18 protein-coding genes, 1 tRNA gene and 4 pseudogenes are annotated in these 23,096 nt (G+C 60.3%); all 23 read right to left on the bottom strand.

Annotated elements, in window-relative coordinates; all coding sequences use genetic code 11:
* Complete coding sequence (locus tag AB2N04_RS12095) at positions 1–723, bottom strand: TetR/AcrR family transcriptional regulator (RefSeq protein ID WP_367714719.1); 723 nt, start codon at positions 721–723, stop codon at positions 1–3.
* On the bottom strand, positions 710–1,738 hold the full coding sequence (locus AB2N04_RS12090; protein WP_367714718.1) for an NAD-dependent epimerase/dehydratase family protein: 1,029 nt from the start codon (positions 1,736–1,738) through the stop codon (positions 710–712). Before AB2N04_RS12090 ends, AB2N04_RS12095 begins: the two co-directional genes overlap by 14 nt.
* A gap of 4 nt (positions 1,739–1,742) precedes the next feature.
* On the bottom strand, positions 1,743–3,221 hold the full coding sequence (locus tag AB2N04_RS12085; protein WP_367714717.1) for a mandelate racemase: 1,479 nt from the start codon (positions 3,219–3,221) through the stop codon (positions 1,743–1,745).
* A complete protein-coding gene (locus AB2N04_RS12080; RefSeq protein WP_367714716.1) occupies positions 3,218–4,057 on the bottom strand; it encodes a sugar phosphate isomerase/epimerase family protein in 840 nt (279 codons plus the stop codon). Before AB2N04_RS12080 ends, AB2N04_RS12085 begins: the two co-directional genes overlap by 4 nt.
* Before the next feature lie 4 nt (positions 4,058–4,061).
* On the bottom strand, positions 4,062–4,568 hold the full coding sequence (locus tag AB2N04_RS12075) for a tripartite tricarboxylate transporter TctB family protein (protein ID WP_367714715.1): 507 nt from the start codon (positions 4,566–4,568) through the stop codon (positions 4,062–4,064).
* A 2-nt stretch (positions 4,569–4,570) separates the two neighbouring features.
* The gene (locus AB2N04_RS12070) at positions 4,571–5,608 is read right to left on the bottom strand and encodes a Gfo/Idh/MocA family protein (protein WP_367714714.1); all 1,038 of its coding nucleotides are present in this window, start codon (positions 5,606–5,608) and stop codon (positions 4,571–4,573) included.
* Positions 5,605–7,119 (bottom strand): tripartite tricarboxylate transporter permease, encoded by a 1,515-nt coding sequence (locus AB2N04_RS12065; protein ID WP_367714713.1) that lies wholly within the window; start codon positions 7,117–7,119, stop codon positions 5,605–5,607. The genes AB2N04_RS12070 and AB2N04_RS12065 overlap by 4 nt, the downstream gene beginning before the upstream one ends.
* Before the next feature lie 126 nt (positions 7,120–7,245).
* On the bottom strand, positions 7,246–8,265 hold the full coding sequence (locus tag AB2N04_RS12060; RefSeq protein ID WP_367714712.1) for a Bug family tripartite tricarboxylate transporter substrate binding protein: 1,020 nt from the start codon (positions 8,263–8,265) through the stop codon (positions 7,246–7,248).
* A 400-nt stretch (positions 8,266–8,665) separates the two neighbouring features.
* A tRNA-Lys gene (locus AB2N04_RS12055) sits at positions 8,666–8,741 on the bottom strand.
* 131 nt (positions 8,742–8,872) lie between these two features.
* Positions 8,873–10,367 (bottom strand): annotated as a pseudogene (glpK, locus tag AB2N04_RS12050) (glycerol kinase GlpK).
* A gap of 99 nt (positions 10,368–10,466) precedes the next feature.
* Entirely contained in the window at positions 10,467–12,197 is a 1,731-nt protein-coding gene (locus AB2N04_RS12045; RefSeq protein WP_367714711.1) for an ABC transporter substrate-binding protein, read from the bottom strand.
* 127 nt (positions 12,198–12,324) lie between these two features.
* Positions 12,325–12,618, bottom strand: a complete 294-nt coding sequence (locus AB2N04_RS12040; protein ID WP_367714710.1) for a DUF2160 domain-containing protein — start codon at positions 12,616–12,618, stop codon at positions 12,325–12,327.
* Positions 12,619–12,628: 10 nt separating this feature from the next.
* Positions 12,629–13,430, bottom strand: a pseudogene (locus tag AB2N04_RS12035) (carbohydrate ABC transporter permease).
* On the bottom strand, positions 13,427–14,290 hold the full coding sequence (locus tag AB2N04_RS12030) for a carbohydrate ABC transporter permease (protein ID WP_367714709.1): 864 nt from the start codon (positions 14,288–14,290) through the stop codon (positions 13,427–13,429). The pseudogene AB2N04_RS12035 and the gene AB2N04_RS12030 overlap by 4 nt, the downstream one beginning before the upstream one ends.
* A complete protein-coding gene (locus tag AB2N04_RS12025; RefSeq protein ID WP_367714707.1) occupies positions 14,287–15,378 on the bottom strand; it encodes an ABC transporter ATP-binding protein in 1,092 nt (363 codons plus the stop codon). The genes AB2N04_RS12030 and AB2N04_RS12025 overlap by 4 nt, the downstream gene beginning before the upstream one ends.
* A 9-nt stretch (positions 15,379–15,387) precedes the next feature.
* Complete coding sequence (locus AB2N04_RS12020) at positions 15,388–16,470, bottom strand: ABC transporter ATP-binding protein (protein ID WP_367714705.1); 1,083 nt, start codon at positions 16,468–16,470, stop codon at positions 15,388–15,390.
* Positions 16,463–18,023: pseudogene (gene glpD, locus AB2N04_RS12015) on the bottom strand (glycerol-3-phosphate dehydrogenase). Before glpD ends, AB2N04_RS12020 begins: the two are co-directional and overlap by 8 nt.
* A gap of 102 nt (positions 18,024–18,125) precedes the next feature.
* Positions 18,126–18,900, bottom strand: a pseudogene (locus tag AB2N04_RS12010) (DeoR/GlpR family DNA-binding transcription regulator).
* A gap of 87 nt (positions 18,901–18,987) precedes the next feature.
* On the bottom strand, positions 18,988–20,118 hold the full coding sequence (gene tgt, locus AB2N04_RS12005; protein WP_367714704.1) for a tRNA guanosine(34) transglycosylase Tgt: 1,131 nt from the start codon (positions 20,116–20,118) through the stop codon (positions 18,988–18,990).
* Entirely contained in the window at positions 20,115–21,191 is a 1,077-nt protein-coding gene (queA, locus tag AB2N04_RS12000; protein ID WP_367714703.1) for a tRNA preQ1(34) S-adenosylmethionine ribosyltransferase-isomerase QueA, read from the bottom strand. The genes tgt and queA overlap by 4 nt, the downstream gene beginning before the upstream one ends.
* A 54-nt stretch (positions 21,192–21,245) precedes the next feature.
* A complete protein-coding gene (locus AB2N04_RS11995; RefSeq protein ID WP_367714702.1) occupies positions 21,246–21,722 on the bottom strand; it encodes a peptidylprolyl isomerase in 477 nt (158 codons plus the stop codon).
* A gap of 33 nt (positions 21,723–21,755) precedes the next feature.
* On the bottom strand, positions 21,756–22,343 hold the full coding sequence (locus AB2N04_RS11990) for a peptidylprolyl isomerase (RefSeq protein WP_367714701.1): 588 nt from the start codon (positions 22,341–22,343) through the stop codon (positions 21,756–21,758).
* 18 nt (positions 22,344–22,361) lie between these two features.
* Positions 22,362–22,862: a pantetheine-phosphate adenylyltransferase gene (gene coaD / locus AB2N04_RS11985; protein WP_367714700.1), complete on the bottom strand. Its 501-nt coding sequence runs from the start codon at positions 22,860–22,862 to the stop codon at positions 22,362–22,364.
* Between the last annotated feature and the right edge of the window lie 234 nt (positions 22,863–23,096).

Below are 23,096 nucleotides of genomic sequence, written 5' to 3'. Positions count from 1 at the left end.
TCAGGCCTTCGGCATGGAAGGCGGGCCCTGTCCGTCGGCTTCCGGGCGCAAATAGCCCAGGATGACCTCGATCACGTGCTCGCGGCGCTGCGCAAGCACTTCCGGCGTTTTCGGCAGACCGAAGATCGCCGACAGTGTGGACCGGTTGGCAATGAAGAAATAGCAGATGCTTGCGATGGATATGTAGAGCTGCACGGGATCGACGCCGGAGCGGAACTTGCCCTCGCCTTCCCCGCGCTCAAGGATCGTGTCGATCATCGCCACGAGCGGGCTGTTCAGGTCCCTCGCCTTGGCCGAGTGCGCCACATGCACACCACCATGCATGTTCTCGTCATTGATAAGCGATATGAACTCCGGATGCGCGCTCACATAGTCGAAAGAGAAACCGATGAGCTCGCGCATGGCGGCCACGGGTTCACGGTGAGCGAGATCCAGCTGCCGCTCGGCGCTGCGAATGGCCTCGTAATTTCTCTCAAGAACCGTGCTGAACAGGGCCTCCTTGTTACCGAAATAATGGTAGATCAGAGCCTTGTTGCAGCGAGCGCGCTTGGCAATCGCGTCAATGCGCGTTCCCTTGAGGCCCTTTTTCGCAAACTCTTTCGAGGCCGCGTTGAGAATTCGTGCGCGTGTCGCTGCCGCGTCACGCGTCGCTTTCTGCCCTGTCTTGGAGGCGCCTTTCCGGCCGGCGTCAGCTCCGGCCGACGGCCGATCAGTATTTTCCATCGCGCACCTCGAAATGGGTCGGTTTGCCGAGCGAGCGCCCGCCCTCTTTCATCCATTTTGCCGTCCACTCGATCAACCGTGGCAGCGGCACGGAGGGATAGCCGAAGAGTTTCTGCTGCAGGCTCGTGTCAACGATCCATGCCTCGTCCTGTTCGGAACCTGCGAGAACCGGCTCCTTGTCGAAGAACTCGCCAAATCTCTGTGCCAGGCTGCGCACATTGACCAGTTCGGGACCGGACAGATTGAGCACGAAGGGCGGATTATCCGCATGCGCGAGAGACTGCAACGCAATGTCGTTTGCATCCCCCTGCCAGATGACATTGCAATGGCCGCTGTCGATCTGCACGGGCTCGCCCTGCTGGACCGCGTTTGCGACATCGTGCAGGACGCCATAGCGCAAATCGATCGCGTAGGAGAGCCGGACCAGCGCCACGCGGGTTCCATGCACGCTTGCAAAATGCTCGAACATGCGCTCGCGCCCGACACAGGAATTGGCATATTCGCCGGGGGGATCGAGCACCACATCCTCGCGCGCACCCTGCTCGGTAATCTTGATGAAAGGATAAACGCAGGCGGTGGAGAAAGCGACGATGCGCGACGCCCTGAACGCTTCGGCGACGATTGCTGGCACATGAACATTCATCGCCCATGTCAGGCCCTGATTGCCGCTGGAGCCGAATTTGCGGCCCGCCATGAAGATCACGTTTTCGGTTTTCTCCAGGCGCTCGACCGCTTCGCGATCGAGCAGATCGCAGGAGACGGTCTCGATGCCCCAGCCTTCCAGCTTTTCCTTGAGGCCGGGCTCCGAGAAGCGCGCAACACCAATGACACGCTTGTGGGGCGCGGCACGCTTTGCCATCCGCGCCAGCGTCGGGCCCATCTTGCCGCCAACGCCAAGGATCGTGATGTCTCCATCGAGCTCGGCGAGTACGGATACGAGGCGGTCGCTTGGCTGAGACAGCATGTCTTCGAGCTGGGCTTCATCCAGAATTGTGTCTGGCAGTGATCGGGTCATGGTCTCAGTCTCCTGTGCCGGCATGTCCGGCATCGCTTTTGTTGAGGCTAGTGAAAGTCCAGTCGGTCGCGCGGGTGCGCTGGCCAAGGTCGGGCAGACAGGCAAACCCCATGCCGGGGACCTGCAATGAGGCGACATCGAGCGCGCCGCCATTGATGGCGGTCACGATGGAAGCCCCCTCGCGCCGATAAAGATCGGGATGGGCGGCAAGTGCGGCCTCCGCCTCACATGCGGGCAGGTGCTTAAGGCCGTGGAAGTAGTGGTGTCCATTGCGCTCCACATGCGTGATGCCAAGGGCGGCCACGACGGCGAGATCGGCTTGCAGGGAAACAACCGGAAGGCAGGTCAGATCTTCTGCCGACTGGAAGTAGGTGCCCTGCCCTGCCGCGCGATTGCGCTCGGCCGCGATCATCGCGTTCAACAGGGAACGGATCACCCCCTTGCAGTTCTTGTGGCTCACGCCGCGATAACCGAGCGCAATCGCTTCATGATAGGCGCGCGTCCAGCCATCGGCCTCGTCGATCAGGAGCGGTTTGCCGATTGCCCTGAGAGCGTGAGGGTCGAGCGGCGCCGAAAGTGCAACCGACCGTTCCAGCGGCTGCTCGATGAAAAGGATCGACTGATAGAAGCGCTCAAGCGCCGGGTTGGCGCGGATGGCGTCCATCAGCGCCGCGAAATCCTCAAGCCGGCTATATTGTTCATTGCCATCGAGCGTCAGTGCGAATGCCCTGCCGGTCCGTTCCATCAATGCGGCGATGCGCTCAAGCCGGGCCATATCCGAGGCTGGGTCACCCGCGATCTTGATCTTGAGATAGCTCAGATCGTCCTGCTCGATATAATCGGCAAGAGTTTCGGGCAGTCCATCGTCAAGCCGGTCCGCCGGCGCGATGTCTTCCGCCTCGATCGGATCGACCAGACCGACCGTATGGCGCAACGCGATACGCTCCAGCGGTCTGTCGGGAAGGATGTAGGCTGGCGGCATGCCCGCAAGTTCGGGAAAGACCGCGCCGCCCTCAATGCCAAACGCATTGTTGCGCACCATGTCGAAAAAGCCTTGCCCGGTCGCCCGTCCCAGCGCGTCGATCATGGCGCGCTCCACCATCGAAACACCGAAGGAGGCACCGAGCCGGTTAAACCCGGCTGAAAGCGCCCGCCGGTCGACCTCTTCGTCAAGCTGCCGCCACAGGGAGAAGACAGACCCTTCCGACAGGGCGGTTGCCACGGTCAGTGCCTCCTCGATCACCCAGAGCAGGTCTGCGACATTGTCAGCCGGTGTCTTTTCCGGACGCTTGTCGAACCATTTATAGGCAAGAAGATCGGAAGCGTAGCCGAGGACAGGCTGACCATCGACGAAAACCTCAAGCTCCAGCGTGGCGCTGGCAGCCGCCTCCATGGTGACGACACCGAAACGGAAGGGCATGCGCGCAAACGCATTGGCAATGCCGATGCGGCCACCGATTATCTTGAGCCTGGCAGTACTCATGGATGCTCCTTCCGCATTTCAAAAAGTCCCCGGACATAACCCGCAGCATAGGCAGCCACACCCGTCCCGTCGGGGTGGTAGTCAAAAGGTTCCACGGCGATCACGCCGTCATAGTTGTGCCGGACGAGACAATCGATGATTGGCGCAAACCGATCTTCGCCAAGCCCCGGCCCACGCTTCGAGCGGTCGTTGAAATGAATGTGACGCACATGACCGCCCGGCAGATATCGGTCCAGAACGGCTTCGGCTGGCTCGGCTTCGCCGCCCACCGCGGCAAAGGTGTCGAGCATGGTCGCAAAGCCAGTCGAGCCAATGGTTTCGACCAGCTTCACCGCGTCGGCAACCGTGTTGACGAAATCGTCCATGGAGGGTGCAAGCGGTTCGATGCAGTAAACAACACCGGCCCGGGCCGCTGCATCCGCTGCCGCAGCGAGATGCGCCGCGGCGATCTCGCGCGCACGCTCTGGCGAAGCAGCGTCGCGAAGCTGCCGCTGACCGGGCGACCCATGGATGAGCACACTGCCGCCAAGGTCGGAACAGAGCTCGACCATCGCCAGCATGTGATCGCGGGTGCGGCTGGCAACGCTCTCGTTGTCACTCGTCAGGGAAAGTCCCGCCGGTGCCGTCAAGAGCCAGTGCAGTCCGGTGATCTCGATCCCGAAATCGGCAGCCACCTGGCGCAGCCGCCGGCGCTCTGCGAGAGGAACCGAGGCAGGTTCGTCCGACAGGGTGAAAGGCGCAATCTCCAGCCCGTCATACCGAAGAGCGGCAGCCAGACGACACTGCTCCTCGAATGGAAGGTCACGCAAGACTTCATTGCACAAAGAGAGTTTCATCGCATTATCCCGGAAGCCGAACAAGGAAGAGGTCCGTGAACACGAAATCGATGGCAAAGGCGGCTATGCCAGCCAGCGCGAGTGCGCCGATCACGAGTTGCCAGACGGGCTTGCGCCGTTCGGTATCGATCAGCTCTGCCCCCAGCGTGAAGACGAAAACGAAAAGTGCGGTGGCGTAGAGGAAGGGCATGCGGCCGAACAGAAGCGTGCCATAGACAAGCACCATCACGATGGTGAAGAGCGTGCGGATTGCACTGGCGCGGCTCCATTGCGTGATGCTGGGCCGCGCGCCCTCTGCAAGAACCCGGCCCGAAATGCCGCGCAACAGCAAAACGACACCCAGCACGCACAAGACCGTGCTCAGAAGCCCGGGCGTAAGCCCCGGCACGGTGAACGGATCCGCACCGCGCGCCTCGAAGCGTGGCATGCGCAGAGCTTCAACCAGCCCGGCAGCGCCCAGTGCGGCCACGACGAGACCGGAGAGAAAATCGGTTCTGTTGATGGTGCGCATCGTCAGTCTCCCTTTTCCAAAGCGACCTGAGGAAGAGGCTTGCGAACAAGCGCCCGTTCAATGGCTTCAAGAAGGGAGGCCATTTCCAAAGCCCCCTCACCGACACCGCAAAGGGTCGCCGCGCCGCTTTCGACGGCGGAGACGAACAGATCGAAGCTCTTGGCCAAAAGCGACGGCGGCGTAACGCCGATCACCTGTTCGCTCGATATGCTGCCGGGAGAGACGTTCCAGCCGCCAGACTTGGGTGTGTAAGAGACCTGCGCCTGCGTCAGCGTGTTGCGGTTGAAGTCCAGGACGATGTTGCCGCCATCGCCGATCAGCCGAAGCTGCTTTGTGGTCACGGCACCCGGCATGAAATCGTCTTCCAATTCACCACAGGCCAGGATGCCGAGCCGCAGGCGGCCCGACACACCATTCACAAAAGTCAGATCGATGCGGATGTCATCGTCTTCTTGAGCGCCGAGCAGGCTCACCCCACGGGCCTCAACCGAGTGAATGGGGACGCCCGCCAGATGGCGCATGAGGTCAAGGAAATGCACACCGTCATTCTCGATGACGGTGGAATCGTCACGCATGCGTTTCCAGCCCGAGAAGTCTCCTTCCACCGCAAGCAGGCGACCGATGGCGCCGGATGCAAGCAGCGTCTTCGCTTTCTCGACAAGCGGATGACAGCGCAGAACAAAGCCGATCTGGACAGAACAGCCTGAACGTTTCACCGCATCCAGAAGCTGCTTCGCCTCCCCCACCGACGCGACCGCCGGCTTTTCGAGGAAGACATGCTTGCCGCGCTCAAGAGCGGCCAGCGCAACGGACAAATGCAGCCGTGGCGGCGTGACAATGTCAACGAGATCGACCTGGTCGAGATAGGCGGACGGGTCCTCCGTGACATGATCGAGGCCCAGGGCACCCGCCCTGTCGCGGGCTGCAGGGTCGGGGTCGCTGACATACAGGCGGGGCGCCGTGGCGCTCTGCTGCCAGGCGAGCGCATGCTGCGCACCGAAGGCACCGAAACCGCACAGAAGGATACTTTTGACGCTCATCGCTCACCTCCGGCAAAGCGTGTGCGCAGGGTGGCCAGGCGGCGACGCACTGGCGGCAGGCTGAAAATGATAATGAGGAAAACCAGTGTCGCAATCACCGCGCTTATCGGGCGCGTCACGAAGGGAACCGGGTCGCCCTGCGTCAGCGCGAGGCTGCGGCGCAGATTGTTGTCGAGGATCGGCCCGAGCACGACACCAAGGATCATGGGAGCGACCGGGAAACCGGCCTCGCGCATCATGAAGCCGATCAGGCCGAAACCGATCATCACCCAGACATCGAAGATGCGGCCGGCGATGGCGAAAGCACCGACGGTGCACAGCACGAAGATGATGCCCATCAGCCATTCGCGCCGAACCTTGAGGATGAGCAGCAGCGGCCGTGTGAGAAGCAGGCCGAGGATGAGCATGGCGCAGCTGGCCCAGAACACCATGGCCACGACCGAATAGAAGAAATCGGCCTGGGTGATCATGATCAGGGGACCGGGCCGCAGACCGTGAATGATCATGGCTGCCAGAAGAACTGCCGCCGGCGCGGACCCGGGTATGGCAAGCGTCAGAACCGGGATCAGCGCGCCGGGCACGGCCGCGTTGTTGCCGGTCTCGGCGGCGAGCAGTCCTTCGGTCGAGCCCTGCCCGTATTCTTCCTTGCGTTTGGATGCCCGTTTTGCAGCAGCGTAGGAAACCCAGGCCCCCATATCCTCGCCGACGCCGGGAACAACGCCCATGAAGGTGCCGATGAAGCCGGAACGCAGCCAGGTGCGCGCATGGCTGAAGGAGGAAAGCGCGGAGCGGAAGACCCCGGTCACCTTGCCGGCGACGGCGCGGGTCGCTTCCTGCCGCATGACGATGAAGACTTCCGTGCAGCCAAAGGCGCCGACAAGCACCGGCAAAAGGCCAAACCCGCCTTCAAGATCGCGAATTCCATAGGAAAAACGGGCATAGGCATGAATGCTCTCCTGCCCGACCATGGCGATCAGAAGACCGAAGAATCCCGCGGTCCAGCCTTTCAGTGCGTCGTCCATCGCCGTGAGCTGACCGCATAGCACGATGCCGAAGACGGCAAGCCAGAAGAACTCGAAAGAGGTAAAATCAAGCGCGAATTCGGCAAGCCAGGGCGCGACCAGGGCCAGCCCCACCATGCCGACCACCGAGCCCAGAAACGAGCCCGTGGTGGCAACCGCCATCGCCTCGCCTGCCCGCCCTTTCCGGGCCAGCGGAAAACCTTCAAGCGCGGAAGCGGCATTGGCCGGCGTGCCGGGAATGTTGAGCAGAATGGCCGTACGCCCGCCGCCGTAAATCGCTCCTATGTAAACGCAGATCAGAACCAGGATTGCCGTGTTCTGTTCCATCGTGAAGGTCAGCGTCGTCACCAGCGCGACGCCCAGTGTCGCGGTCAGGCCGGGGATCATGCCCACGGTGATGCCGAGGAGCGTGGCCCAGAAAACAACGATGATCTGCGCGGAAAACCCGATCTCGACGATCGCGCTCAGGAATTGTGTGAGTCCGTCCATGCCCATGCCTGTCGACAGAAAGAGCCAGCGTAGCCCGGCCCCTGACTGCGAGACGTTTTCGGTTGCAGAAAGGTGAAGTGACCGAGGCTCCCCCGCCTGTCGCGGGGGAGCCCATAACAAGTGTTACTACGGGCGCGGAATGCCGAACTCGCTCGGATCATTGGGTGCAGCGCCGCTGTCGAACTGCTGCCAGGCATTGATCGAAAGGAAGGGAAGCGCGGTCTTGGCTGCCTCTTCGCCATAGGTCGCCTTGAAGAGCGCGCCGCGCTCGGCGGCATGGTTCTTCATGACTTCGGAATTGGCGATCTTTTCCGCCCAGACCCTGTCCATCGCATCAAGCACCTCTTTGGGCGCATCGGCGGGAATGTAAATGCCGAAGAAGTTTGGTGCGCTCGCAACTTCCGGCAGCCAGTCGGTGACTGGCGGAACCGTGCCGTAGCCCTCAAGTTCAAGCGGCTGATCGGCGATCACGGCGAGAGGCTTGAGCCGCCCGGCTCGGATCATGTCCACCTGCTCGGTTGCCGTCTGGGCGGTGAACTGGGTTTCACCCGAAACCGTGGAGATGACGGCAGGATTGCCCCCCTCATAGACGATCTGCCGGTAACTGATGCCGGGCGCTGCCTTTTCGAGAGCCTGCATGGAGATTGCGGTTGCAGAGGAAAGTCCGCCGGAGGATACGGTAATCGGCTCGCTTGCCGACTTCATGGCTTCCAGAAGATCGCCAAAATCTTCCCACTCGCTGTCGGCACGCACCGACACGAGGCCGGGATTGGCCACATGGAGATAAAGACGCCACTGATCGAGCGTCGCGTCCAGCGTGCCGAAGACGGGATAAGCGCCGAGATCTGCGGCAGCGCCAGCAGCCATTGTCATGCCGTCATGCGCCGCCTCCCAGACCGCGCGGGTACCAACGGAGCCCGAAGCGCCCGGCTGGTTGATGATGACGAAGTTCTGTCCAAAGGCCTTGCTCAACTCTCCCGCGACAACACGGGTGACCGTGTCGGTGGAGCCACCGGCGGACCACGGAACGATGATCGTGACCGGCTCGGCCGGCTTCCACTCGTCGGCGAGGGCTGGAGTTGCAAGGATCGCTGATGCCGCGAATGTCGCGGAAATCAAGCGTGCGGCAAGTGTTTTGCTCTTCATTTTTGTTCCCCTAATTAAACAAACGGTTAGATAATTAGTGACGTCAATCAACGATCTGTCAAGCGCTTTCGTCGGGATGCGAATTCGGGCTCACCCGAGGTTTGGCCGCAACCACCATCAGATCATGGGGAAAGTCGCATCCTTACGGGCAGCCCTTTGACGCCCCCGCCGACCGCCTTGCCCTGCCCGCTGCAAGGTCTTGAGAGCGAGGCAGATTAATCAACGCTGCAAGCAGCTGGGGCGCTGTTCCTGCATCGGGTTTTGGCGCAACCGGATGAATCGGGAAAGACGTGCGGCAAGCGACTGATTATGGATCAGGAACGCAAGTCGCGCCCATCCGCATTGCGCGGCAAGACGCGGGCAGCCGCATACCAAGGAGTGATGTGAATGCTGAATTGAATGGTGAGCGCGCAGGGGCTCGAACCCTGGACCTACTGATTAAAAGTCAGTTGCTCTACCAACTGAGCTACGCGCTCCCTGCGGGTTGTTGCGAACCCCGGAAATTGCGGCGGAACATAGAGAGGCACTTATCTGCGGTCAACCGGAAAAAAGCGTCTTTCGCCCGACTTTTTTGTTCTTGTTGCCAACCGCCTTGTGCACAAGGCTTTCAGGTCGTGCTGAGTGTTCTGCGCACCGCATCACGCCAGCCTTTCAGGCGGTTTTCTCGATCGGATGCATCCATCCGGGGCGAGAATTGGCGATCGAGCTTCCAGCCGGCAGCGAATTCCCGGGCGCCGGGCCAGACACCGGCCCGCGATCCCGCAAGCCACGCAGCCCCAAGAGCGGTGGTTTCGAGCTGAGTCGGCCTGTCGACCGGAGCGTCCAGCATGTCGGCAAGGAATTGCAGCATCCAGTCGCTGGCAACCATGCCGCCATCGACCCGCAGCACCGTGTCATTTCCGCCGTCCTGCCAGTCCTTGCGCATGGCATCGAGCAGGTCCCGTGTCTGGTATGCGACCGATTCGAGCGTGGCGCGTGCGAATTCCGCCGGGCCCGAATTGCGTGTCAGGCCGTAGATCGCCCCGCGCGCCTCCGCATCCCAGTGCGGCGCCCCAAGCCCGACAAAGGCAGGAACGAGATAAAGCTGCTGCGTCGGGTCGGCCCTGGCAGCCAGCGCGCCCGAATCGGCAGCCTTGCCGATAACCTTCAACCCGTCGCGCAACCACTGAACGGCAGCACCCGCAACGAAGATCGAACCTTCGAGCCCATAGGTCGTCACCCCATCAAGCCGGTAGGCAATGGTGGTGAGAAGTCGGTTGTTTGAGGAAACCATCGTCTGGCCGGTGTTGAGCACGGCGAAACAGCCCGTGCCATAGGTGGCCTTGAGCATACCGGGTTCGAAGCAGGCCCTGACCGATGACGGCTGCCTGCTGGTCGCCGGCAACGCCGAGAATCGGTATCGCCGCGCCGAATAGCTTTTTCTCGGTCATGCCGAAATCGGTGGCGCTATCCTTCACCTCGGGCAACAGGGCCTTCGGCACACGCAGAATTTTCAGGAGTTCGTCATCCCATTCATTGGTCTCGATGTTGAACAGAAGGGTGCGCGAGGCATTCGTGGCGTCCGTGACATGCGCCTTGCCGCCCGTCAGACGCCAGATCAGAAACGTGTCGATGGTGCCGGCAAGGAGTTCGCCCTTTTCCGCCCGTTCACGCGCCCCCTCAACCTCATCAAGGATCCAGGCGAGTTTGGTTCCGGAAAAATAGGGATCGAGAAGCAGGCCGGTTTTTTGCGTGAAGGTTTTCTCCAGATCATCCGCCTTCAGCTTTTCGCACATGGGGGCGGTGCGACGGTCCTGCCAGACAATGGCGTTGTGGATCGGCTTGCCGGTTTCGCGGTCCCACACAACGATGGTCTCGCGCTGATTGGTGATCCCGATGGCTGAAACATCAGCCGCTTCCAGCTTCGCCTTACGCAGGGCGCTGCGCGCGGTCGAAACGACCCCCTTCCAGATGTCTTCGGGATCGTGTTCCACCCAGCCCGAATTCGGGTAGTGCTGCTGAAATTCCCTTTGCCCGGTCGCCACCGGCTGCATTGAAGCATCAAACACGATTGCCCGGCTGGATGTCGTGCCCTGATCTATCGCCAATACAAAACCGCTCATTGGTCCTCCGGATCGGTCTGAAGCTCTTTGCCAAACGGGGAGCCGGGCTCGCCGGCTCCCCGTCCATTTTGATGCCATTCGGGCAGGTTGCAACCAGCCTTACTGCCAGCGCTTGACGATTTCCTCGTAAACGATGGTTTCGCCCTGGGGCTTCTCGTTCTCGAGTTTGGCTTTTGCGCCACCCTTGCCGATCCACTCGGACGGATCCTTTTCCTCGTTCAGGCGCGGACCGCATCCGCCATAGACATTGGCGCTTTCATCGGCTGCCTGCATGCGGGCCATGGTGATATCCATTTCGCCGGCCAGACGATCCATCGCCTCCTGTGGGGTGAAGGCGCCGGAGTTCACGTCGCCGATCTGCTGCCACCAGATCTGGGCGAGCTTTGGATAGTCCGGCACGTTAACGCCCGTGTCCGTCCACAGAATCCGATCCGGCGAGCGATAGAACTCGACCAGCCCGCCGAGCTTCGGAGAGCGCTCGGTAAATGATTCGTGATTCACCGTGGAATCGCGAATGATCGTGAGGCCGACATGGCTCTTCTTCACGTCGACCGTTTTCGAGGTGACGAACTGGGCGTAGAGCCAGGCCGCCTTGCGGCGATCCACAGGCGTGGACTTGAACAGCGTCCAGGAGCCAACATCCTGATAGCCAAGCTTCATGCCCTCTTCCCAATAGGGGCCGTGCGGTGACGGCGCCATCTTCCAGAGCAGATTGCCTTCGTCATCGACGGTGTTGTTGCCCTCGCTCTTCGGCTTCACCATGTCCGCGGTGAAGGCGGTGTACCAGAAGATCTGCTGGGCGACATTGCCCTGGCTGAGCGCCGGCAGCGACTGGTAGAAGTCAAGATCGGCGGCCCCGGGCGGCGCATACTGGCGTAGCCACTCATCCCATTTGCGGATGGCGTAGACGGCGGCCGGTCCATTGGCAGCACCACCCCGGCTGACGGATGCGCCGGATGGGTTGCAGGAACCCTCCTCCATGCGGATGCCCCATTCGTCGATGGGTCGACCATTGGGCAGCCCCTTGGAGCCCGCGCCGGCCATGGAGAGCCAGGCATCGGTCATGCGCCAGCCTAGATCCGGTGCCCGCTTGCCGTAATCCATGTGACCATAGACGCGAACACCATCGATCTCCTTCACATCGTTGGTGAAGAAGTCAGCGATGTCCTCATAGGCAGACCAGTTGACCGGAACGCCAAGCTCGTAACCGTATTTCTCCTTGAATTTCTCTTTGATTTCAGGGCGATCAAACCAGTCCTTACGGAACCAGTAGAGGTTGGCAAACTGCTGATCGGGCAATTGCCAGAGCTTGCCGTCCGGTCCGGTCGCGGAGGCAATGCCGATGAAATCCTCAAGATCAAGCGTCGGTGAGGTGACGTCTGCACCCTCGCCTTCCATCCAGTCGGTAAGATTGACCGCGCTCTGGAGGCGCGAATGCGTGCCCACCAGATCGGCATCGTTGACATAGGCGTCGTAGAGATTGCGGTTGGTCTGCATCTGGGTCTGTACGGCCTGCACCACCTCGCCTTCGCCCAGAAGTTGGTGGTTGACCTTGATGCCGGTGATCTCCTCAAACGCTTTGGTGAGGGTTTCGGACTCGTAGGAATGTGTCGGGATGGTTTCGGAGAGGACATTGATCTCCATGCCCTGCAATGGTTCAGCTGCCTTGATGAACCATTCCATTTCCGCCAGCTGCTCCTCACGGCTGAGCGAGGAAGGCTGGAATTCACTGTCGATCCATTTTTCCGCAGCCGCCATGTCTGCCATGGCCTGGCCGGGTAGCCAGAGCAGGGCAAGCGCTGCGACAGAAGTCTTCAAATGCGCTTTCATTTCAAACTCCTCCTCCTGTTTCCATATTCATTTCATGAACATGGTTTGGCGGTTTTCGAGCCCGTGTTGAAGCTCCTGTCCGCCGGTTTGCGGAACGTCCCGCGTCCCGCTTTGCTTTGTCGGCGACCTACACCCAGCGGAACACCGCATAGGCATAGATCAAAGACAAAATCGTGCCGCCCCAAAGGGGCATATCGATCAGCCCGAGCCACCCCAGATGGATGAACGCGCTGCCGAGCAATGAGATGAAAAGACGGTCGCCCCGCGTGGTATCGAGGCCGAGAACACCATGGCGCGGCCCGCCACCGGGACTTGCCCATTCCCAGACCGTCATGGCGCACAGAAGCGCGAAGATGACGAGGAAGAAGGTGGCCGTCTGCCACGTCCAGGCCATCCATGTGAGATCGAGCCAGTGCGGCATGGTTTCCTCCCTACACGCGCCCGAGGGCAAAGCCCTTGGCGATGTAATTGCGTACGAACCAGATCACGATGGCGCCTGGAATGATCGTCAGGACGCCAGCGGCTGCCAGAAGACCCAGCTCGTAGCCGGATGTGCTGGCCGTGCGGGTCATCACGGCGGCAATCGGCTTGGCTGCGACCGAGGTCAGCGTTTTGGCCAGAAGCAGTTCCACCCACGAAAACATGAAGCAGAAGAACGCCGTGACACCGATGCCCGACGCGATCAGTGGCATGAAGATCTTCACGAAGAAGCGCGGAAACGAATAGCCGTCGATATAGGGCCGTCTCATCGATCTCCTTGGGCACGCCAGACATGAAGCCTTCGAGGATCCACACCGCCAGCGGAATGTTGAAGAGGCAGTGCGCGAGCGCCACGGCCCAGGGCGTGTCGAACAGGCCGACCGCGGAATAAAGCTGATAGAACGGCAGGGCAAAGACCGCCGGCGGCGCCATGCGGTTGGTCAGAAGCCAGAAGAACAGATGCTTGTCGCCGAGAAAGCGATAGCGTGAGAACGCATAGGCTGCAGGCAGCGCGAAGGTGACAGAAATGACCGTGTTTATAATGACATAGCTGATGGAGCTAATGTAACCATTGTACCAGACCGGGTTGGTGAGGATCTCCACGTAACTGTCGATGGTGAAATTTTTCGGCCACGGGCTGAAGCCGCCGAGAATCTCGTTGGTGGTCTTGAATGACATGTTGACGAGCCAATAGATCGGCAACAGCAGGAAGATGATGTAGAGCGTGGGAACGAGCCAGCGGGTCACTCTCATTGGTCCTCTCCCCGGGTCATCAGCGTGTAGAAGATCCAGCTCACCAGGAGTGTCATCAGGAAGTAGATGATGCTCATTGCTGCGGCGATGCCGAGATTGAACTCGCCCAGCGCCGCCTTCACCAGATCGATGGAAAGGAAGGTCGTGGCATTGCCCGGCCCCCCGCCGGTGAGCACGAAAGGCTCGGTGTAGATCATGAAGGAGTCCATGAAACGCAGGAGAATTGCGATGGTGAGAACGCGGTTCATCTTGGGCAACTGGATGTAGCGGAACACCGACCAGCGCGACGCGCCATCGATCTTGGCGGCCTGATAATAAGCTTCGGGGATGGAGCGAAGGCCCGCATAGGCGAGCAGCACCACGAGCGAGGTCCAGTGCCAGACATCCATCAAAACCACGGTGAACCAGGCGGAAATGGGCTGGCGGGTGAAATTGTAGGGAATTCCGAGTGCATTCAGCCCATAGCCCAGAAGGCCGATATCCGGCAGGGCCATGATGTTCCACATGGCGCCCACCACATTCCACGGAATGAGCAGCGGCAGCGCCATCAGAACGAGGCAGACCGACACCCAGGGGCCGGAGCGGGGCATGGTGAGCGCGATCGCGACACCTAGCGGCACCTCGATGAGCAGGATGATCCCGGTGAAGAGAAACTGCCGGAACAAAGAGGCATGGAAACGCTCGGATGTGAGCACCTCCTCATACCATTTCGTTCCCTCGAAAAAGAACAGATTGTTGCCGAAGGTCTCCTGAACCGAATAGTTCACCACCGTCATCAGCGGTATGATGGCGTTGAATGCCACAAGCAGCAGGACCGGCAGGACGAGAAACCAGGCCCGGTTGTTCCATGTCTTGGTCATGCCGCCCCTCCCTGACGCGCGAAGACCGGGTCAACACGCCATGAATCCACGTAAAGATTGATGCCTGCGGGGTCGAAACTGATGCGTGGTTCGCCAGGCAGGGACGAACCTTCGGGAACGATCGCGGCGACGGGCTGGCCCTCCACGGTCGCATGAACGATCTTGCGTCGCCCGGTGTCCTCCACGCGCACGATCTGCGCGGGAATTCCCTTCTCGCCAATGCGCACATATTCAGGACGCACACCGAGCTCCATCCTGGCATCCCGCGTTTGCGGAACCTGCCCTTCAAGAGCGATGGCGTGTTCACCGACACGAATGTCCTGCCCGTCGATCCGGACGGGAAGAACGTTCATGCCCGGAGAGCCTATGAAATAGCCGACAAAGGTATGGTTGGGGCGCTCGAAAAGCTCTTCGGGCGTGCCGATCTGAACGATCTCGCCCTCGTTCATGACCACCACCTGATCGGCGAAGGTGAGCGCCTCGGTTTGATCATGGGTGACATAGACCATTGTAAAGGCGAAACGCCGATGCAGCTCCTTCAACTGAGAGCGCAACACCCATTTCATGTGTGGGTCGATCACCGTCAACGGCTCGTCGAAGAGAATTGCGCTGACATCGGATCGCACCAGCCCGCGGCCGAGCGCGATCTTCTGCTTGTCGTCGGCGGTCAGCCCCTTGGCCTTCTGGTCTGCGCGATCTGCAAGATCGATCATTTCGAGCGTTTCGCGCACGCGCCGTTCGATCTCATCGTCTGCGACGCCCCGATTTCGCAGGGGAAAGGCAAGGTTCTGGTAGACCGTCATCGTGTCGTAGACGACCGGAAACTGAAACACCTGCGCGATGTTGCGGTCTTCGGTGGACAGGTCCGTCACATTTTGCCCATCGAACAATATCTCGCCTTCCGTGGGACGCAGAAGACCGGAAATGATGTTCAGGAGCGTGGTCTTGCCGCAGCCGGATGGGCCGAGCAGCGCATAGGCGCCGCCATCGTCAAACGTGTGGTGAACCCGCTTCAGGGCAAAGTCGGCATCGCTCGCAGGGTTGGGCAGATAGGCGTGGCGGATGTTGTTGAGATCAATTCGCGCCATTCCCGCCTCCTATGCAGCCTGGCTTTTGCCGGTCGTGACACGCCGGCTTGCAGCGTCGAACACCAGCATGTGGCGGGTGTCGATGAAGACCTCGACCGCTTCGCCCACCTCCAGACGGTGAATGCCCTCTTCCAGCATGACCCATCGATGTCCGGCGAAATCCAGATGGACGAAGCTTTCCGACCCGGTGATTTCGGTCACCGAAACGGTGGCGCGGACTGAAACCGCATTGGCCTCGCGCGGCGCAAGAGAAAGATGATGCGGCTGAAAGCCCAGCGTGTACGCCCCGTCGGGTGCATTTTCGAGGCCCTGCGGCACAGGCACCTGGACGGTTTTGTCGAGCGAAAACGCTCCGCCTGTCTTTGCCACCGACACCGTGTTCAGCGGTGGGTCGGAGAAGGTGCGCGCGGTTACGAGATCAACCGGTTTGCGGAACACGTCGATCGTTGGTCCAAACTGCGTCAGCCGGCCCTCGCTGAGCGTGGCGGTGTTTCCGCCAAGGAGCAGCGCCTCGCTGGGCTCGGTGGTCGCATAGACGAAAATCGCACCGGATGCTGCAAAGATCTTCGGCAGCTCGGCGCGCAATTCTTCGCGAAGCTTGTAATCCAGATTGGCAAGCGGCTCGTCCAGAAGCACCAGACGCGCTTCCTTGACCATGGCGCGAGCCAGCGCCGTGCGTTGCTGCTGACCACCGGAAAGCTCCAGCGGCGTGCGCTCCAGATGCGGTGTCAGGTGAAGAAGGTCGGCAGCCTGCCGTACCTTTTCCTCGATGGTGGCTTTCTCCGTACCGGCAACGCGTAGCGGCGAAGCGATGTTTTCGTAAACACTCATCGCCGGATAGTTGATGAACTGCTGGTAGACCATGGCGACGCTGCGCTTCTGGACCGGGATGCCGGTGACATCCTCTCCCTCCATCCACACGCTGCCGGATGTGGGGCGGTCGAGCCCGGCCATCAACCGCATCAGGCTGGTTTTGCCGGCAAGCGTCGGTCCGAGCAGCACGTTGAGCGAGCCCGGCTCCAACCGCAGCGAAACATTATCTATGTGCGTTTCGCCGGATACGACCTTTGAAACATTGCGCAGTTCAAGCATGTCCTCCCCCAGCGTTGGCCGCCCGGTCTTGCATTCCCGAAATGTCACGCATGTAATTGTCGACTTCTGCCGCCTCCTCCGGCGTCAGCCGCAAGCCTCGCTTGGTTCTGCGCCAAAGCACATCCTCCCCGCTGACGGCCCATTCACGAGCTGCCAGATAGCGCAATTCGGCTTCGTAGAGATCGACACCAAAATGCCGGCCGAGATCGTCCAGCGCCTGCGCATTGCCGAGGAGATTGCGGGCATCCAGCCCATAAAGCCTGATCAGTCGGGGCCGCATGATTGCAATCGAGGAAGGCGTAGTCGCGCAGCAGCGCTTCCACCTGAGCCTCGTAGCCGTCAAAAGCGAAATCGCCGCCCGGCAGCGTGGCTTCGTGGGTCCAGGGCTGCCCCTTCGCGCCGATGGATTCTGCAATCTTTTCCAGAGCCGATTCAGCCAGCTTGCGATAGGTCGTTATCTTGCCGCCGAACACATGCACCATGGGCGCGCCGCTCCCCGCAGCCTCAGATTTCAGCACATAGTCGCGCGTGGCCTCCTGCGCCTTCGAGGCACCGTCATCAAACAGCGGACGCACACCTGAATAGGTCCACACAATATCATCGCGGCGCACCGGTTCGGCGAAATACTCGCTGGCTGCCGCGCACAGATAATCGATCTCGCTGTCGCTGATGGCGACATCCTTCGGATCGCCATCATAGTCCTGATCGGTGGTGCCGATGAGCGTGAAATCATCCTCATAGGGAATGGCGAAAATAATCCGGCCATCGGCATTCTGGAAGAAATAGGCGCGCGGATCGTCGAACTTGCCCCGGACGACGATGTGACTGCCCTTCACCAGGCGCACATTTTGAACGTCGTTCTGCCCAAGCACGCCCGATATGACATGATCCACCCAGGGACCGGCGGCATTGACGAGGTAGCGCGCACGCACGGTTTCTTTTTCGCCCGTCAACAGGTTCTGAATGCGGATTTTCCAAATCCCGTTCTCGTCTTGCGCAGAAACAACGCGTGTGCGCACCCGCACATCCGCCCCCCTGTCTGCGGCGTCGCGCGCGTTGAGGACCACGAAGCGGGCATCGTTGACCCAGCAGTCGGAATATTCGAACGCGCGGCGATAGGATCCTTTCAGCGGCTTGCCCGCAGGATCGGTGCGCATGTCGAGCGTTCGGGTTTTGGGGAGGAGCTTTCTGCCACCGATATGGTCATAAATGAAGAGCCCGAGACGCACGAGCCAGGCCGGACGCAGTCCCTTGTGCAAGGGCAGGACGAAACGCATCGGCCAGATGATGTGCGGTGCGTTGCGCCACAGGATCTCACGCTCCATCAGCGCTTCGCGCACGAGGCGAAATTCATAATATTCAAGATAACGCAGGCCACCATGAATGAGCTTGGTCGATCCCGAGGATGTGCCGCTCGCCAGGTCGTTCATCTCTGCAAGAAAGACGGAGTAGCCGCGACCAACCGCGTCGCGCGCAATGCCGCAGCCATTGATGCCGCCGCCGATGACGAACACGTCGAATATGTCAGAATGGGCGGAACTGGAACCGGGCACGCGTTTCTCCCTAGCCTCTCGGATCACAGGAAACTCTCCTGCCTTGGAGGCAAAAGAATTATTTCGAAAGAAAAATGAATGTCAAACGAAAATACACATTCGTTAACATTCTGTCTCGACCAGCCGTACGCCCGCCTCTTCGCACAGACCGCGCATCGCCGGCACCGGACACCGGTCGGTGATGAATGTGTCGACCTGGGATAAGTGACCTATGCGCACGGGAGCGCCACGTTCGAACTTGGTGGAATCGGAGACCAGGATCACGTGTCGTGCATTGGCGATGATGGCCTGCGCCACCTTCACCTCGCGAAAGTCGAAATCATAGAGCGCGCCGTCCGGATCGATCGAGGAAACACCGATGACCGCGTAGTCGACCTTGAACTGACGAATGAAATCAACTGCGGCCTCTCCGACAACACCGCCATCCGACCCTCGCACCACACCGCCGGCAATGATGACCTCAAAAGAGGGAAACACACGCATCCTGTTGGCAACATTGATGTTATTCGTAATCACCATGAGACCTTCATGATCGAGCAATGCGTCGCTCACCGCCTCGGTGGTGGTTCCTATGTTCACGAAGAGCGATGCCCTGTCGGGGATAATGCGCGCCGCGGCCCTGTCCGATGGCCCGCTTTTCTTCCGAGGCGATCTTGCGGCGCGCTTCATACTCCATGTTTTCAATGCCGGAGGGGAGCAGCGCACCGCCATGGATCCGGGTGAGGAAGCGTCGCTCGCAAAGCTCGTTGAGATCACGCCGTATCGTTTGCGGCGTGACGCCGAAATGCTCGGCTAGATCGTCCACAAGGACACGACCATGCTCCTTCGCAAGTTCCAGAATTTCTGCCAAACGCGGCGTGAGGAAGGTTGGGTTCATGTTCGCACCATTGTTCGTTTAGAACAGTTAAGTTCAAAAACGAAAATCGAGCAAGCCATGCGCACAGGTGCAGTCTGGTGGCCGCGATCAGATCGGCGCTATATCGCCCTGTTCCCATGCTGCGCTTATCTCTGCCGAGCGTTCGGAAAAACGCCCGGCTTCGATGGCATCGCGAATATCCTGCATCAACGACTGATAGTAGGACAGGTTGTTCCAGGTGAGCAGCATGCCGGCAAGCGATTCACCAGCTTTTACAAGGTGATGGAGATAGGCCCTTGAATAGTCGCGGGCAGCCGGACAATCGCTTTCTTCGTCCAGCGGCCGCATATCCTCGGCATGGCGGGCATTCTTCAGATTGATCTTGCCGCGGCGTGTATAGGCAAGCCCATGCCGGCCAGCACGGGTAGGCATCACGCAATCGAACATGTCGATGCCCCGGGCAACGGATTTCAGGATGTCGTCCGGGGTTCCGACGCCCATAAGATAGCGCGGTTTTTCGGATGGAAGCACGGGACAGGTGGCCTCCAGCATGTCGAGCATGACCTGTTGGGGCTCGCCCACGGCCAATCCGCCGACCGCATAGCCCTTCAGGCCCATTGCCGCGAGAGCCTGGGCCGAACGTTCACGCAGATGCGGCCTGTCGCCACCCTGCACGATGCCGAACATGGCCTTGCCGGGCTGTTCCCCGAAAGCACTCTTGCAGCGCTCCGCCCAGCGCAGCGACAGCTCCATGGCACGTTCTATTTCCGCCTCGTCGGCAGGCAGTGCCACACACTCATCAAGCTGCATCTGGATATCGGAACCGAGCAGACCCTGAATTTCGATGGAGCGCTCGGGCGGCATTTCGAACACCCTGCCATCCACATGCGAGCGGAAGGTGACACCCTTTTCGGTAATCTTGCGCAGATCCGCCAGCGACATAACCTGAAACCCGCCCGAATCCGTCAGGATCGGATAGGGCCAGCGGGCGAATTCGTGCAACCCGCCCAGCCGCGCCACACGCTCGGCGCCCGGACGCAGCATCAGGTGATAGGTGTTGCCAAGGATGATATCGGCACCCAGTTCGCGGACCTGATCCATATACATCGCCTTGACCGTGCCGGCCGTGCCCACGGGCATGAAGGCAGGTGTGCGGATGGTGCCGCGCGGCATCGATATTTCACCACGGCGGGCATCGCCATCCGTCGCCAGAAGGCGGAAGGTGAACTGGTTACTCACGACTGATCTTCCCTGAAAAGGAGGCTCGCATCGCCATAGGAATAGAAGCGATACTCGTTGCGGATCGCATGTTCATAGGCGCGCTTCATCGTTTCGGTGCCGCAAAAGGCAGAGACGAGCATGAAAAGTGTCGACCGCGGCAGGTGAAAATTGGTCATCAGCACGTCGACCGTGCGAAAACGGTAGCCTGGCGTGATGAAAATGTCCGTGGCACCTGACCACGCTTCCAGCGTGCCGGTTCTCTGTGACGCGCTTTCCAGAAGCCGCAGCGAGGTGGTGCCGACCGAAACGATGCGCCCGCCCCGTTTGCGCACGGCGTTCAAAGCATCTGCCGTCTCGGAATCCACGTCACCCCATTCGGCGTGCATCCTGTGATCATCCGTATCCTCGACCTTGACCGGCAGGAAAGTGCCCGCTCCCACATGCAGGGTCACAAAGTACCGCTCGATACCGGCCGCATCCAGCGCCTGCATCAGCTCAGGCGTGAAATGCAGCCCGGCGGTCGGCGCTGCAACCGCGCCCTCTTCACGGGCATAGATCGTCTGGTAATCGGTTTCGTCGCGCTCGTCCTCGGCGCGTTTGCCGGCGATATAGGGCGGCAGTGGCATGTGCCCTGCCGCAGCAATCGCTTCATCCAGAACCGGGCCTGAGAAATCAAAGACGAGGAGCGCTTCGCCGCCATCGCCCTTTTCGGCAACCGTCGCCTCGAGCATGCCAAGAAAGCAGCTCTCGCCGTCATGTCCGAATTGAATTCGTTCGCCCTCATTCACCCGTTTGGCGGGTTTCAGAAAAGCCCGCCATCGGTCTGGGCCCTCACGCATATGCAGCGTGGCCTCGATGCGTGCCTGAGCCTCTCCGCGCCGGCGAACACCACCAAGACGTGCGGGAATAACTTTCGTATCGTTGAAGACCAGAGCATCGCCGGGCCGGAGTATCCCCGGCAGCTCACGGACCACATGGTCGTCAAAGCTCTTTCCTTCAACCTTCATGAGCCGCGCGGAATCGCGCGGATTGGCTGGTCTCAGCGCAATCCGCTCTTCCGGCAGGTCAAAGTCGAATAGATCCACACGCATCGCAAATCAGCCGGACAGGCGCCGGGCAGCGTTTAACCGCCCGGCCCCGGTCAATCAGGCAAGGTCTGCCGCGACCCGCATGGAGATGATGGAATCCGGCTCGGAGACCGGCTCGCCGCGTTTGATTTTGTCGATGCTTTCCATACCCTCGATGACCTGCCCCCAGACCGAGTACTGGCGATCCAGCCAGGGCGCCTTGTCAAAGCAGATGAAAAACTGGGAATTGGCCGAATTCGGATTCTGCGAACGTGCCATGGAGCAGGTGCCGCGCTCATGAGACATGTTTGAGAACTCCGCCTTCAGGTCCGGCTTGTCCGAGCCGCCCATGCCGGTGCCTGTGGGATCACCGGTCTGTGCCATGAAACCGTCGATGACGCGATGGAAGACGATACCGTCATAGAAGTTGTCACGCGTCAGTTCCTTGATGCGGCCCACATGGCCGGGAGCAACATCGGGGAACAGCTGTATCACAACCCTGCCCTTGGTCGTTTCCATGACGATGGTGTTTTCCGGATCCTTGATCTCAGCCATTCCTGTACCTTTCGTTTGAATTGATCGCCGCAGCTAGTCGGCTTCGTCCGCCATGCGGGCAGACAGGATTTTGTCAGGGTTCTGCACCATGCCGTTCTGGCCCGCATCCCCCTTCTTGATCTTGTCGACGAGCTCCATGCCCGATTCGACCTCTCCGATCACGGTGTATTGTCCATTCAGATGTCCCGCCGGAGCGAACATGATGAAGAACTGTGAATTGGCAGAGTCCGGGTTCTGCGACCGGGCCATCCCAACGGTGCCACGCGTGAAGGGGGCATCTGAGAACTCGGCTGGAAGATCGGGCCTGTCGGAGCCGCCGGTGCCAACCAGCCGTGCGTCATAACCGTCCTCGACATCGCCATACTGAACATCGCCGGTCTGTGCCATGAAGCCATCGATCACCCGGTGAAAGGCGACGTTGTCATAAGCACCTTCCTTGACGAGCGCCTTGACCTGCTCGACGTGTCTTGGTGCCAGATCGGGCCGCAGTGCGATCGTCACGTCACCGTTCTTGAGCTTGAGAACCATCGTGTTTTCAGGCTCGGCGGCGAGGGTCTGCCCCAGACCAGCCATGAGGGCACCAGCCACGAACAATGTCGAGGCAAGCTTGCGAAGCTGCATGAAACTCTCCTTTTGGTTTCAGGCGGAAAATTTTGCGTTGAGCGCTTCCAGAACGACGGAAGGCACGAACGGAGCTACATCTCCGCCCATGGAGGCGATCTGACGCACAAGTGTGGCGGTAATGGTGCGGACGGAGGGGCTGGCGGGCAAAAAAACGGTCTGGAGATCAGGCGCCATGGTTTCGTTCATGCCGGCCATCTGCATTTCATAGTCGAGATCCGTTCCATCGCGCAGCCCGCGGATCATGATGCCGGCACCATGTGTGCGGGCGGCATCGATCACCAGCCGGTCGAATGCAACGACCTTGATGCGATCAGCGTCCCCGCCAAGCTCCGCCACCGCGGAACGCTCGATCAGAGCAACGCGCTCGTCGTAGCTGAAAAGCGGCTTCTTGCCGGGATGCAGGCCAATGCCCACCACGATACGGTCTGCCACCGTCAGCGCGCCCTTGAGCACATCGAGATGACCATTGGTCAGGGGATCAAAGGACCCGGCGTAAAAAGCTGTTCGTTCGCTCATGGCCTGCTTTTAGCCGTCTTGCAGGATGAAGGCAATTGAGCAATCGCGCATGACCCCGGAAGCCCCCAATTGTCGATGAAGCGAAAATGAACAGCCGGTTCAAGCCAGGTTTGAACCCGATCGGCTAATCGGGACACCAACGATACAAGGGTGCCGAGACTGGCCATGAAACCAAATGGCACCCTGCATCGTTAAAAGGGCAAAGGAGACAAGACATGCTCATCATAACGCTCG

The organism is Nitratireductor sp. GISD-1A_MAKvit (genome assembly GCF_040819555.1).
GTDB lineage: Bacteria > Pseudomonadota > Alphaproteobacteria > Rhizobiales > Rhizobiaceae > Nitratireductor.
The sequence above is the reverse complement of the archived record's forward strand: the minus strand, read 5'-3'. Positions and strand labels throughout refer to the sequence as shown.